Origin of the sequence: Streptococcus mitis, from assembly GCF_023109235.1 — a bacterium.
In the GTDB taxonomy this organism is placed as follows: Bacteria; Bacillota; Bacilli; order Lactobacillales; family Streptococcaceae; genus Streptococcus; species Streptococcus mitis_DA.
In genome coordinates this window covers 37,176-52,838 of the sequence record NZ_JALDUC010000012.1, presented here as the reverse complement: position 1 = coordinate 52,838, position 15,663 = coordinate 37,176, and the positions used below count along the sequence as shown (strand labels likewise).

The following is a 15,663-nucleotide window of genomic DNA, read 5'->3' as shown; positions in this document are numbered from 1 at the left end:
ATGGGACTTTTTTTCTACACAAAAATAGGCTCCATAATATTTATAGGAGATTTACCCACTACAAATATTATAGAGCCGGAATTTTTTATTCTTCAAAGAAAAATGGTGGAGCGAATTTTTTCAACTCTTCAAAGCATTTTTGAGCAGCTTCTGCATCTTCGCAGATGACAAGGCAGACATCATCACCACAGAGAGTAGCGATAGCGTCAGAGAAACTTAATGCATCAATGATAGAACCAAAGGATTGCGCAAGTCCAGGAAGGGTTTTAAGGAGGACTTGGTGTTGAACGGGACGCATCAAGACAAGAGCATCTTCCATGTAGATTTCGAGACGTTTCTCCCATTTTGAGATAGAGCCTGTATTGAGCACGTAGTAAGAGTTGTCTTCTTCACGTACTTTTGAGAGGTTCATACTTTTAATATCTCTCGAAAGTGTAGCTTGTGTAACTTGAATATCATTATCGGCAAGAAGAGCTTGTAGCTCAGCTTGAGTATGAATCTTGTTTTTCGTTACAAGAGCTCGTATGAGTTGGTGTCGGTGTTCAGATTTATTCATAAAATGTTACTCCTTGTACTGGGTACAGAAAGCGTGGACGGAACGAAATCGTCAGTCGGGTGGTAAGCGGTATTGTCACGTATGATGATTTCAAAGTCAGTAGTATAGGACTAAATGGAGAAAATCCCACTCTTTTAACTTGTCACTAGTTGAGTGTAGATGAATTGGGTATCTATCCGTTTATCTACATTGGTGTCCTCTACTAACAGTAAATCATTCAATTAGGGTAGCCTTTTGTCACGACTTATTGTGAATTTATGATTAATGTTAATTCACAAAGATTTTTCAACATGTGGTGTGGTAGCGAGTATTATTAATGAGTACACATGTTGGTTAGGGTTTTAGTATCTTTTGTCAAAGCTTCCGTGTAGACCTATCATAAGCCTATATCGGGATTGCATTTGATACCAAGTGTATGTTTGTTTCAACTGTTCAAGTGGAAATCTTCCATATAGAAAGTCTGATATATTATGCCTTTTGACAAGGTAGGATAAGAGTAGACTGTTCAAGATCAACAGTCAGGTGGTAAGCGGTGTTATCACGGATTGTGATTTCAAAGTCAGTAGTATAGAGTACTAAACGAAGAGTATCTCCTTCTTTTAACTTGTAAATAGTTGGTTGCAGTTTAAACTGGATATCCATCCATTCATCTGCAGTAATATCCTCTACCAACAGTAAATCATTTCTATTTTGTAAATTGAGATAGCCTTTTGTCACGACTCGTTGTGTATTTTCACGAAAAGGCAATTCGTTGAGATTTTCCAACATATGGTAGCGACCGTTGTCAATGGTTCTAGCACTTAAAACAGCTGGATAAGGTTGCAGGTATTTCTTCTGTCCAAATTCTAGCAGTTGGGCAGATAAGAGCCCCTTATTTATACTGGATTTGATACGAAGATTGAGTTGGGCACGACCGTTCAAGTGAAGATCTTTGGTTACAGGAAGGTCAATAGTAATCTGATTGGTTTTTCCTTGATAGAGTTCTGTATTGAAGGTCTGGTAGGTCTTACCATAGCGCTCAAAATCCTTATCTGGGTACTGGTTTTGAATGACTTTCTCTTCTTGACCAAGTGAGAAGGTTTCAAAGTTTTCTTGCCCACCGAAGGTATCAAGTGATAGCCAAGTCTGAGGGGCTGTATTGTCCTGCCAAATGACAGTAGGAAGTTGGAAATCTGTATCTTGTCCCAGTAATTTCTTTGTCAATAAGGCGTTCATGGACTCACGGAAGTCAATGGACTGCCAGTTGTTCATGTACACATGGGCGCCATTATGGAAAAAGAGATGCTTGTTTATATGAGCAGGAAGGGCGTGAAACATCTGGTAAACATGAAGTGGTTTGACATTCCAATCCTGTGAACCATGAGTAAAGACAACCTCTGCCTTTACCTTATGGGCATTGAGCAGATAATTGCGATCATGCCAAAATTGATTGTAGTCACCAGATTTGCGATCTAACTGCTCTTTTACTTTTTCTAAGTCAGCTTGGTGAGCCTCATTACCACGGATATAATCACCAGCCAAGAGATTACGAGAGTAGGTTAGTTCAGCAAGGGAGTCAAAGTCCTCACCTGGATAACCACCTGGGCTAGTTACTAGACCGTTTTCACGGTAGTAGTTGTACCACGAAGAAATACCAGCCTCGGCAATAATAACCTCTAAACCATCTACACCTGTAGTCGCAAGACCATTGGACATGGTACCTAGATAGGAAAGTCCAGTTGTAGCTACTTTTCCGTTTGACCAGTCAGCCTTGACTTGACGTTGGCACGTGTGGTCGGTAAAGGCACGGCAACGGCCATTGAGCCAGTCGATGACATTTTTATAAGCCTCGATTTGCTGGTAGTCCCCATTAGTCATGAAACCAGTAGAGTCTTTGGTACCGACACCTGAGACATAGAGATTAGCAAAACCTCGTGGAAGGAAGTAGTCGTTGAGAGTATAGCTAGCGTTGATGTGCGTTAGCTTTTCCTCAGCTTCTGACACAAGCTCAGCTTGACCTTGGGGTTGGACGAGATTGAGTTGAGGTTCTTCAAGCTCAATCTTGTGAGCAGGTTTGACCTCAAGTTCACCCTCCATCTTGTAGAGGGCCTTATCACTAGCCTTGTCATTGGTTCCCTGATGGTAGGGGCTAGCTGTCATGATAGCAGGAATTTGGCCGTCATAACGAGGACGAATAATGCTGACCTTGACTAAGTCTGGAAGACCTTTTTGGTCAGTATCGACACGTGACTCAACGTAAACGACTTCTCGAATGGCATCATGGCTAGAAAAAGTAGCCAAACTCTTGCCGTTAAAGTAGCGATAGTCATTATCCTCAGAAATAAGACCGTCACTGACAAGTTGGTCGATAAGAGTGTTCCCCTTTTTGGTACGAGTATTGAGTAACTGATAGAGATTTTCAATCAAGTCACCATATACAATAGGAAATCCAGACTCTTTACGAAAAACATCACTGTCTTCAAAGTCAACCAAATAAGAAAAACCTAAAAGTTGAAAGGCTACAGTATAGAAAATATCTGCAGTCAACTCTTTATCTGATTGAAAAAATGTCAGTAAGTCAGTTTCTTTATCAACTGCTAAACTGGATAGAGGATAGGTGCTATCTTTAAAATTAAAAAAGAAACGAATGAGAAACGCTTCAAGCATTTTTTTATTTGTGATGTTGACTGGTAAATCAAATCCATACTTTTTTAATTCAAAGATAATTGTATCTCTAGGTAGCGCTAAATAGCTAAATCGATTAAAACGCATAAAACCTCCAGTAAAATTATACTTTAATTTATTATATCAAAAAAGCAAAAAAAATACCAAGATAAAGTCAAAAACAAAATAGTATATAAATATAAACAATATCAAAAAACGATATATATATATATATATAATTATTTCTTTCTTGAACTGATAGCGTTTTTGTGATAAAATATATACTATATAATTGTAATTCGAAATTACATAAAAAAATGTGGAAAGTGAACATTATGTATAAATCAAAAAGACAAAAAAATAAATCTTTTGATTGGTATGGCTTGAGCCAACGTTTCTCTATTCGTAAGTATCATTTTGGTGCTGCGAGTGTGCTGTTGGGGACAGCCTTGATTTTGGGTGCTGCCCAAACGACTGCCAAAGCAGAAGAAACAGCTACTGAAAATAAAACAGAAGCTGTGGCATCTGCTCCAAAAGATGATAAGGTAAGTGAGAATGTCGCAAATGAGACGGCACCAGCTCTTTCTGCTACGACAGAAGCGGCTGTAGTAGAAAAGCCGGCCTTGAGTGATGAGGAAGTTGCAAAATTAGCTGCTGAAGCATCTAAGAAAGATGAAAAAGTAGCTGAGACAGCTACAACTGAAAAAACAGAAGCAGCTGACAAAGAAAAAGCAACACTAACTGCTCCTTCGACTGACAAAAAAGCTGATAAAGCAGTTGATGAAAAAGCTGATAAAAAGGATGAAAAGAAAGCAGAAAACCCAATTACTGCTACTAAAACTGTCCTTGAACAGTTGACATCTGAAGCAGAAGTATTGAACACAACTGCCTCAAACTTTGCGGATAAAAAGGCAGAAGATAAAGCTGGAAAAGAAGCAATCGCAACTGCAGTAGCTTCAGCTAAGGTCCAAATCGAAGCTTCTAAGAAAGCTCTTGCGGCAGGAGAAATCACTAAGGAAGAATTGGATGCCCAACTCCAACGTATCTCATCAGCTATCGAAGCAGTTTATGCTGAGATGAAACGTGCAGGACACGTAGGTAAAGTAGAAGCAGTGTTGCCGGATGCAGCAGGATCTACTGTAGCAATTGCTAATCCTATTAACAAAGTTGTTGTAAATAATGTTGGTGATATTACTGAAGAAGAAGCACGTGCGATTGAAAAAGAAATTCGTACAGCCAACCCAACTTTAACAGCTGAAGATAAGATTGAAGTTAAACGAAAAGGTAACACAGGTCAAGCAGTAGCAACAGTAACGTTGGCGAATGGTAAGGTAGACCAAAATGGTAACAATACACATGATTTTGCCATAGCAGATGTTTCTTATGGTTCAGCTGGTGAAAAAAACTATAGTCAACTTCGTGAAGCAATCAACTGGTTTGACTTCGCTACTGCGTCTATTACATATGCTGATGGAACAAAAGTAGGTGCTGTTGAATATGTTAATAATCCAGCTATGGTTGATTTCACGAGCTCTAAAGGACGTCAAGAACGTGGCCGTTTTACAATGGTTCGTACAGTTATTGAATCTACAACTCATCCAGAGTTAGTAGGTAAGAAAACAAATGATCCGGCATTTTTAGCGTCTGGATTAGCTAAATATACATTGTGGAAAACATATGATCATGTGAAACATGAAGTGCAACAAGGTCTATCTGAAGGACGATTTAATAATGAAATATTTGAGGTTCTTCAAGAAGGAATGCGTTTCGATGTACCAACTAAGGTAAAAGGTTATACATTAAGTGCAACAGTAAGTTCCCTTTCTCGTAAAAAAGTTACCACAGAAACATATACTTTAAATAAAGCTAATGGTGAACCTGAAAATATCAACAGAAGCCCTGTTGATGGTGTTGTTCAACGTGAAGACGTCATTGTAACAAGACAAGATCCGAACTGGAGTCATTTACGATTAGCAGGATTTGAAACTAAATATGAAGATTCAAACGGGGTAACTCGTGAACGATTAACTGCCTTTGCTCCAGCTTATGATGGTGGTAACGTTGGGGTTAAGTTCCAATTATCAGCAACATATAATGGACGCCCAGTCGCGGTTAATGCGATTGCAGTTGATTCAGAAGATTTAGGTGCGGCAGAATTTACTCAGTTCGAATCTGATGGAACACCTTGGGAAGAGTTCATGCGTTTGAATAAAAACAAAACGGCTTCTAAAGGTTTATTCCCTAATAGAAATATTAACTCTAACTTTACATATACTTTCGATAGAAAAACAAATGCAAGGTTATCAACAGGTTATAATCTTTCTGAGTGGGCGAATAAAACGGAAACAGGTTATGGAAGCCAATTATTCGGACCTTTCAATTCAGGTATTAATGATGGTTATGATCTTCCTATAGGTCTTACTCAAAATGTTGAGAACTTAGGAGTTTACATTAATGCCAATGGTAGCCAATCAGCAACAGTAGGTTTCGTTATTTATGATGGTGGGGATGCACCAGCCTCTTATGGTTCAGCACAACACATCATTGGTAACTTTAATAAAGATAAGAATGGAACGCAAGTAACTGCGACACAACCATATTTAGGAGATGTTCCTGCAGATACAGACTTCCGTACAACAATCACTGAACCGAATGGAGCTTGGGTACTTGATGACTTAGTTAACTCAGAAGATTATAAAGAAATCAGTCTTGTTAGCGGTTCAACGCAAGTTACAAACTCTAAAGGTCAATCAGGAACATACTTATTAGATGGTAAAAACCCTGTAATTCGTATGGCTGATGGAACGCAAGTAGCGATTAAAAATGGTGAAATTCTATCAACAGCTAATACATTACAAGGTGGAGATGGTTTACCAATTAAAGGTCTATACAATCAAGCAACACGTGGACTTGGTGTAGGTAACCTACCTGATGAAGGTGAAGGACAACTTCTTGATCCAGCAGTAGCAACTAAATACACACTACGTCATGCAAGTGAAAATGAATATATCTTAAAAGGTGTCAAAGTTAATCGTGGTGTTAATAATGATGTGGCTTATGTTCGTGGATGGGTTGACTTTAACGGTAACGGTAAATTTGATCTTTATGAATCATCTGAATTAGTAACAGCTAATGCTGATGGAACTTATGACATTACATTTAAGAATACACCACAATTATTAAACACATCAGTAGATAATCTTGGTGTTCGTTTACGTGTTTCTGTAGACCAAAACGACTTGAGATTACCAACAGGATTGGCATCTTCAGGGGAAGTAGAAGACTTTGTTGCGAACGTTATTCACCCACCTCGTGGAACACGTCATGAAACAAAAGATTATCAAGGGAAAAAACAAGAAGTGAATTTCCCAACTAACGCTATGTTTACCGCAAGTGGTAAAACAATTGAATCAAACTATAAACAATGGGCACAAATTGATGATAATACAGCGCCTAAGATGGTGCTAAATGATACAGTTGTAAAATCTGAAGAACCAACAGGTAAAACAGTTGAGGTGAAAGACAAACTAAGCCAAACAATTTACAATGGTACTGAGGTAGTCGTTAAAGATGCGAGAGGAAATACTCTTGGTACAGCTGTTAAAGTATTGAATAAATTAACAGGTAAAACAGAATACTATCTATCTGAATACACTGAATATGATACAGCAGGAAATAAAGTTGGGGTCTATAAACTAAACGAAGATTCTGCGGAAAACAAAAATTCTAAACAAGGTAGTTTGAGTTTTACAAAAATCACTTTTGAACCAGAAAAAGGATTTGTAGGTACAGCTAAAGGGGTAGCTATCCGTGCGTGGGATAATAATGGAAGTCACACTGGATGGGAAGCTACAGAAGATACAATTAGAGAATCTTTAACAAGTACGACTTTAGCAGAAAAAGATAAGGTATTAGAAAATGTAAACAATGGAAATAACGGTGCCAAGTCTATGGATACAAGTTATATTCCAACTGTTATTGACGTTCGTCCAGTAGGAGAAGATACAACTACAGAAGACGTTCAAGGAAAACCACAATCATCTAACCCTACAATTCCAACAAAAGGAACGGTTGAAACGATAACAAATGAATCTGTTGAAACTTCTAAACGAGTTGATATTTTAAATACAAGTGAGAAACCAACTTTTGCAACTAGAAAAGAAATTCCAGGGAAATTATATACAGAAGATACAACTGTCGATAAGGAAACAACTGTTACACTAACAGATGGAACAACAGTCACTTATAAACCAGCAGATAAAATTCCAGCAGGAACTACAATAGCGAATACTGGTGATGTGAATGTTACTGGAACAGGAAATGTCACTGTAAATAACATTCGATTAGTTTCAGGTACTACTATCCCTGCTGGTGCAAAACCTCAAAGCAATCACCCAGCACCAGTGGAAGTAAAAGTAACATTAGCGAATGGAACAGAGCAAACAATTCCAGCGGGAGGAACAATTCCAGCAGGAGCTACTATCAATACGCCATTTACTAATTCAGCTAATAATACATTCGACAATGTAACTTATAATACTGGACAAACAATTCCGCGTGAAACCGGAAATAAGATTTCAACTTTAGCCAAGGAAACATCAGCAGATCAGTTAGTTCCAAAAGGTGAAAGTATTACACTTAATGGAACAACTTACAACGCAAATAATGATGTGATTCCAAAAGGAACTCGTACTGCTGCGACATATGAAGACTTAATGAACGTAACTCTTCCAAATGCAGTTCACATCGATCCACAAACAGGAGAAGTGATAAGTGTTCCACGTCGTTACACTAAAGTAACTGATACAGAAATCGTAATTGAAAACGAAGGTACTTACACATTAAACCAAGATACTGGTGAAATTACTTTCACACCAGATCCTAAGTTCGTAGGAACTGGTACTGGTGTAGTAAAACAACAACCAGATGTTGACTATAACGATAAAGTAGCTGGGGACCCAGTAACAAGTAAATATGGTACAGACTTTGGTAAAGCAACTTATACACCAATCGTTAAGCCACAGTCAAAAGCTTCAATCACTCGTACAATTCATTATGTATATGAAGATGCTAATGATAATCCAGCAAGTCAAGATTCATATAAAGATAATGCTCCAATCGTAGCAATCGATAATACACCAGTTACTCGTACACAAACGATCGACTATACTCGTGAATACAAGATTTTCTCTGAAGCGGGTGCAACTGCTACAGATTTAGTAACTGCAAACCAAGTTACAGATGCAACAGGACATGTTTACAAGGTTGGAGATACAATTCCAGCAGGAACTCAGTTCAACCAAGGTTCAATTATCATCGGTAAATGGACTGCTTCAAGTGATGAAAACTCTAAATTTAAAGAAATTATATCGCCAACAGTAAAAGGATATACTGCTGAAGTAGTAACAGCTGACTTCACTCCTCGTGCTGACGGTAAGATGGGACACATCCATAATGGTAAACAACCTGTTGGATTATATACTCCAGTAGCTGACAATACTAAGGACGTTGGTGCATACGAACCATTAGTATCAGAAGTTCGTTCAGACGACAAAGATGACTTCGATATGTATGTTGTTTATAAAGCTGATAAACAAAAAGCGAATGTAACGTATATCGACTTAGATGCAACAGGAGATGCTCGTATTCTTGAAATACAAACAGCGGCAACTGCTCCTGCAACAAATCCAGATGCGAAAACAACTTATAACGTAGAGAAACTTCAAGGTAAATCTCATACGAAGATTCCTTACTTAACAGCAGAAACTATTAAGAAATATGAGGATCTTGGTTATGAATTAGTAACAGATGACTATACAAATGATGCTCAAGGTAAGGCTATCGCAGATGGACGCACATTTGATAATGATAAAGATGTTGATCAACCATTCAACGTATATCTACGTCATAAGAAAACTGAACTTTCAGCTTCAGACAACGAAACGAGAACAGTAACACGTTATATTGACTATGTTTATGCTGATAAAGCAGTAGCAGATGTAGCAGACAAAAATCTAGCTGATGAAATTCCAGCTGATAGAAAAGAAGCATTTGTAAAAGTTAATGATAATGACAAAGCGGATAGAGTAAAAGAAACTCTAACATTTACGCGTACTCGTAAACTTGATCTTGCAGCAACTTCAAGATTATATCCAGAAGAATATAAAAAATATAATGATGTTGTAAAAGCAAGTGGAGAAAATTCTAAAGCAGCTGAAGATGCAAAAGCTACATTATTTAAGTTTGTAGAAAATAAAGCTAAAGAAGCTAACGCAACAGCAGAAGCAACAGCAGCGGTTAGTTATGGTAAATGGGAAGCTTCAGCAGGAAAAATATCGAAGATTTCTCCAACAACAGGAGTGGAAACAGAAGTAACTCAAGAAGATAGTGATAGAAGATTTAATAATGTAACATCTCCTACTGTTCCAGGATATTTACCTGACAATGCCCTAGTAGAAGCAACAGCGGACATCGATCCAGAATCAAGTCCAGATAAACTGCTAGTTACTGTTAAATACTCTCCAGTAGATCAAAAAGCTGTAGTTAAATTCGTAGAAGTAGACCCTACTAATACAGATAAAGTCATTACTCCAGGTCTTGCAGATCCAATCGCAGTAACAGGTAAATCTGAAGCAGCTTACCCAGCTACAACAGCAACTTCAGTAACAGATAAGATTGCTGAGCTAGTTAAGAAAGGTTACGAACTAGTAAATAACGGATTTGTATCAACAGATAAATTCGATAAAGATGCTGCAGTTGATCAAGAATATGTTGTGAAATTCAAAGCTAAAGTAGTAGATGTTCCATCATTTGATCCAACTAAACCATCAAGTGACGACAATCCAAAACCAACTCCAGGTGTAACGCCAATCGATCCAAATAATCCAGATGGACCAAAATGGACCGAAGCATTAATCAACGCTGTAAAAGTACAAGAAGAAGTAACACGTACTATTAAGTATGTATACGAAGATGGTACTCCAGTAGCAGAATCTGATTTAACAAGTGTGGCTGATAAGAAAGTTAAAACACTTAAATTCACACGTTCTGGTAAGATTAATGTAGCGACAGGAGAAATCACATACGGAGATTGGTCGGCTGATCAAACATTCGAAGCAGTAACTTCTCCAACACTTGAGAAATACACTGCGGCAGTTGCAGGTGTAACACCAACAGTTGCAGATGTGCCAGCGAAAACTGTAGCGGCTACAGATAAAGACTTTGAAGAGACAGTAATCTACTCTACAAAACCAACAACTGTAGATCCTAACAAACCAACAGATCCAACAAATCCAAATGTTACTCCACAACCTGATGATGTAGTTCCTAACGATCCAAAAGGACGTACATACAGAGAACTAGGTTTAGTTGAAGAAGTAACACACACAGTTCACTACAAACTTGAAGACGGTTCAGATGCAGGTATCGCTGATAATGTACAAACATTAACATTTACACGTACCGCAGAGGTAGATCCAGTAACAGGAGCAATCTCTAACTACGGTACATGGAAAGCTAAAGGTGGAGATACAACAATTGATGCTGTAACAACACCAAATAAAGATGGATACGTGGCTTCAGCAAAAACATCTACAGAACGTACAAATGTATCAGCTACGGATAAAGATAGTGAAGAAACAATTATCTACCGTAAACTTGGTTCATATGTACCAGTAGTACCAGAAGGCATCACACCTCCGGCAGATGCTGACCTAAATCCAAAACCATATCCAAATGCAACTCCAGCAGATCCTACAAAACCAGGGACACCTACTGAAACTCCAGTAGTTCCATACATTCCTGGAACAACACCGGTAGGACCAAATGGAAAACCATTAACACCGAAAGATCCTAACGATCCAAGCAAAGGATATGAAGTACCAGACTTACCAACAGATCCAACAGAGAACACTACAATTACCTATGTTAAAGATGGATCACAAGTAGCGATTGTTCACTTCATCGAAGTAAACAGTGAAACGGATAAGACTGAAAAAGGTGCAGTTGCAGAATCAGTAGTAGATACTGGTGATACAGGAAAAGCATTCACTAAAGCTGCAGATGTAACAGCAACAATTGAAGCACTAAAAGCTAAAGGTTATACAGTTGTAGAAAACAACTACCCAACAGATGGTACATTCGATGCAGATTCTAAGACTAACCAAGTATACAAAGTCCTAGTAACTGCTAAGCCAATTACTGTAAATCCAAACGACCCAACTCCAACTAAAGATCAACCAATCGATCCAAATAATCCAACAGGACCAAAATGGACTCCAGAGTTAATCAAAGAGTTAGAAGACGGACGTAAAGAGGAAGTGAAACGTACAATCAAGTATGTTTACGCAGATGGTTCAAAGGCTGCTGATTCAGTACAAGAAACTAAAGAGTTCAAACGTTCAGCAACTATCAATCCAGTAACTGGTAAGGTTACATTCGGAGAATGGTCACCAGCTCAAACATTTGAAGCTGTAACTTCACCAAAAGTTACAAACTTCACTCCAGATAAAGAGACTGTACCAGCGACAGAAGTAACAGCAACTGCTGAGGATATTACTGAAACAGTAATCTATACTACCAAACCAGCAAATATCGATCCAAGTAAGCCAGTAGATCCAAATACTCCAAATGTTACTCCTAAACCTGAAGACAAAGTACCAAACGATCCAAAAGGACGTACTTACAAAGAATTAGGATTAATCGAAGAAGTAACACACACAGTTCACTACAAACTAGCTGACGGATCAGATGCAGGTATCCCTGACAATGTACAAACATTAACATTCACTCGTACAGCTGACTTAGATCCAGTAACAGGAGCAATCTCTAACTTTGGTACATGGACAGCTAAAGACAATGATACAACAATCGACGCTGTAACAACTCCAAACAAACCAGGATATGTAGCTTCAGCAGCTAAATCTACAGAGCGTACAGAGGTTAAAGCTACTGATAAAGATAGCGAAGAAACAATCATCTACCGCAAACTTGGTTCATATGTGCCAGTAATTCCAGAAGGAGTAACACCTCCAGCGGATGCTGACTTAACACCAAAACCATATGAAGATCCAACCAGTGAAGATCCTACAAAACCAGGAACACCTACTGAAACTCCAGTAGTACCATACATCCCTGGAACAACACCAGTAGGTCCAAACGGTAAACCATTAACTCCGAAAGATCCTAACGATCCAACGAAAGGATATGAAGTACCGAAACAGCCAGAAGATCCAACTCAAAACACTACAATTACGTATGTTAAAGATGGTTCTCAAGTAGCTCTAGTTCACTTCATTAAAGAGGATGGTACTGCAGTTCACGTATCAGTTGCGGAAGCAGGAGATACAGGTAAAGCAATCAAGACAACAAACATTGATAACGTTAAAGCTGAATTAGAAGCTAAAGGTTATGAAGTTGTTGCTCCAACTGATGCAGCTTATACAGCAGAACGTGTAGCATTCTACGCAGAAGCTAACCGTACATTTGATGACAAGGATGACAAAGGTAATGATGGAATTAGTCAAGTTTACTATGTAATCGTTAAAGAGGGAATCACTCCAATCGATCCAGATAAACCGCTAGATCCAAACAATCCAAATACAACTCCAAAACCAGGAGACAAAGTACCTGGAGATCCAAAACAACGTACATACGAACAACTAGGATTACTAGATGAAGTAAATCGTACAATCAACTACAGATATGCGAATACTGATAAAGTAGAAGAAGCTAAACGTGGTCAAGAAGCTGCAGCTACTGTAGAACAAAAACTTCGTTACTCTCGTAAAGGTGACCTAAACAAAGTAACAGGTGAAATCACTTATACTTCTGATTGGACAGCACCACAAACATTAGCAGAAGTAACTTCTCCAGTTATCGAAGGATATGTTGCGGACATTAAAGCAGCTGAAAAAGTAGAGAACGTTGCTCATGATGCAGCTGATTCAGTAGTGAACGTTGTTTACTCACCACTAGGTAAATATGTACCAAAAGTACCAGAAGGATTCGAAGTTCCAAAAGTTGAGAAACCTCAATATCCAAATGATCCAACAGATCCAACTAAACCAGGAACACCAACAACAGTGATTCCTCATGTTCCAGGAACAACTCCAAAAGATCCAAATGGAAATCCACTGAAACCAGTAGATCCAAATGATCCAAGTAAAGGATATGTTCCACCAACACCTGAAAATCCAACAGAAGATACGCAAATCACTTATGAGAAAGATACTCAAAAAGCGAAAGTAACTTATGTGGTAGAAGGAACAGGAACAGTACTTCACACAGATAACCTAAAAGGTAAATCTGGAGACCCAATCGAGTACTCAACAGTAGCTAAACTTGCTGAATTGAAAGCTCTAGGATATGACTTAGTAAGTGACGGATTCACAACTGCTACAGATAAGAACTACGATAAAGATACGAAAGTAGATCAAAGCTTTGTAGTAACAGTTAAACCACACGTTGAGCCAATCAAACCAGTAGATCCAGAAAATCCAAATGATCCAAATAAACCAAAACCGGGTGATCCAATCGATCCTAAGAACCCTGATGGACCAAAATGGACTGAAGATCTAATCAAGAAGATTGATACAACTCGCCACGTGAACCGTACAATTAAGTATGTTAACGAAAAAGGTGAGGAAGTAGCTAAGAAAGTAACTGATAAAGTTACATTCAATCGTGAAGCTAAGATCAATTCAGTAACAGGTGAAATCACTTACGGTAACTGGACAGCTAAAGATGGAGATACAACATTCGATAAAGTTGAATCACCAGTCGTTAACGGATACATCCTGAAAGATGCCAAACAAAAAGAAGTAGCAGCTACAACAGGATTAACTGCAGACTCTAAAGATGAAAACATCGAAGTAGTTTACACTAAACTTGGTTCATGGGTACCGAAAGTACCAGAAGGTGAAACACCAATTGATCCACTTCCATATCCAAATGATCCGAACGATCCAACTAAACCAGGAAACGATAGACCAATCGTTCCTTACGTACCAGGAACTACACCAAAAGATCCAAATGGAAACCCACTGAAACCAGTAGATCCAAACGATCCAAGTAAAGGATATGTTCCACCAACACCTGAAACCCCAACAGAAGATACTGAAATCACTTATGAGAAAGATACTCAGAAAGCAAAAGTAACTTATGTGGTAGAAGGAACTGGAACAGTACTTCACACAGATAACCTAGAAGGTAAATCTGGAGAACCAATCGACTACAGTACAGTAGCTAAACTTGCTGAATTGAAAGCTCTAGGATATGACTTAGTGAGTGACGGATTCACAACTGCTACAGATAAGAACTACGATAAAGATACGAAAGTAGATCAAAGCTTCGTAGTTACAGTTAAACCACACGTTGAGCCAATCAAACCAGTAGATCCAGAAAATCCAAATGATCCAAATAAACCAAAACCAGGTGAACCAATCGATCCTAAGAACCCTGATGGACCAAAATGGACTGAAGATCTAATCAAGAAGATTGATACAACTCGCCACGTGAACCGTACAATCACATACGTTAACGAAAAAGGTGAGGAAGTGGCTAAGAAAGTAACAGATAAAGTTACATTCACTCGTGAAGCTAAGATTAACTCTGTAACAGGTGAGATCACATACGGTAACTGGACAGCTAAAGATGGAGATACAACATTCGATAAAGTTGAATCACCAGTCGTTAAAGGCTACATCCTGAAAGATGCCAAACAAAAAGAAGTAGCAGCTACAACAGGATTAACTGCAGACTCTAAAGATGAAAATATCGAAGTTGTCTACACTAAACTTGGTTCATGGATTCCAAAAGTACCAGAAGGTTCTACACCAGTTCCTCCGGTTACGTATCCAAACGATCCAAAAGATCCAACTAAACCTGGAACTGATAAACCTAAAGTGCCTTATGTACCAGGATTTATCCCTGTAGATCCAGAAGGACAACCATTGAAACCAGTTGATCCAAATGATCCAACAAAAGGATACGAAGTACCAGAAGTACCTGGTGATCCAACGAAAGATACACCAATCAACTACATTCCTAAGGATCCTACACCAAATCCAACTCCTTACCCAGGCCCAACTCCAGCTCCAACTCCTAAACCAGAGCCTAAGCCGGAACCAAAACCTGAGCCAAAACCAGAACCAGAAACTCCACAACCTGTAACACCTGCAGATAATGGAGATAACAACGGAAATAATAATGGTACTCCAGCTCAACCAGCAGCGCCTTCTACACCTCAATACATGGATGGTCAACGTGAACTTCCAAATACAGGTACAGAAGATCATGCAAGCCTTGCAGCACTTGGACTTCTAGGAGCCCTAAGTGGATTTGGATTGATTGCTCGTAAGAAAAGAGAAGATGAAGAATAATCATTTTGATTCTTATTAGATGCTAACTTGCAATCAGACAAAGAAAGAACTTGAGATTTAACATCTCAGGTTCTTTTCTTTCTC

Annotated in this window: 3 protein-coding genes and 1 pseudogene; 1 reads left to right on the top strand and 3 read right to left on the bottom strand. The window is 38.6% G+C overall.

The annotated features are described in order from the left end of the window. Positions 1 to 85: 85 nt before the first annotated feature. The 3 genes and pseudogenes from M1F55_RS07880 to M1F55_RS07875 form a co-directional block, all read right to left on the bottom strand. Complete coding sequence (locus M1F55_RS07880; protein ID WP_061589810.1) at positions 86 to 556, bottom strand: arginine repressor; 471 nt, start codon at positions 554 to 556, stop codon at positions 86 to 88. Further along, positions 553 to 854, bottom strand: a pseudogene (locus M1F55_RS09105) (Xaa-Pro dipeptidyl-peptidase); the annotation flags it as partial. The gene M1F55_RS07880 and the pseudogene M1F55_RS09105, both read right to left, overlap by 4 nt. 170 nt (positions 855 to 1,024) lie before the next feature. Then, complete coding sequence (locus M1F55_RS07875) at positions 1,025 to 3,307, bottom strand: Xaa-Pro dipeptidyl-peptidase (protein ID WP_247947623.1); 2,283 nt, start codon at positions 3,305 to 3,307, stop codon at positions 1,025 to 1,027. Positions 3,308 to 3,534: 227 nt separating this feature from the next. Between M1F55_RS07875 and M1F55_RS07870 the strand changes: the two genes are divergently transcribed. Beyond that, entirely contained in the window at positions 3,535 to 15,579 is a 12,045-nt protein-coding gene (locus tag M1F55_RS07870; RefSeq protein ID WP_247947622.1) for a mucin-binding protein, read from the top strand. Positions 15,580 to 15,663 lie beyond the last annotated feature (84 nt).

What these genes read in the sequence shown, in the direction of transcription:
- M1F55_RS07880 (WP_061589810.1), bottom strand. Translation starts at nt 556, where the DNA reads ATGAATAAATCTGAACACCGACACCAACTCATACGAGCTCTTGTAACG.
- M1F55_RS07875 (WP_247947623.1), bottom strand. Translation starts at nt 3,307, where the DNA reads ATGCGTTTTAATCGATTTAGCTATTTAGCGCTACCTAGAGATACAATT.
- M1F55_RS07870 (WP_247947622.1), top strand. Translation starts at nt 3,535, where the DNA reads ATGTATAAATCAAAAAGACAAAAAAATAAATCTTTTGATTGGTATGGC.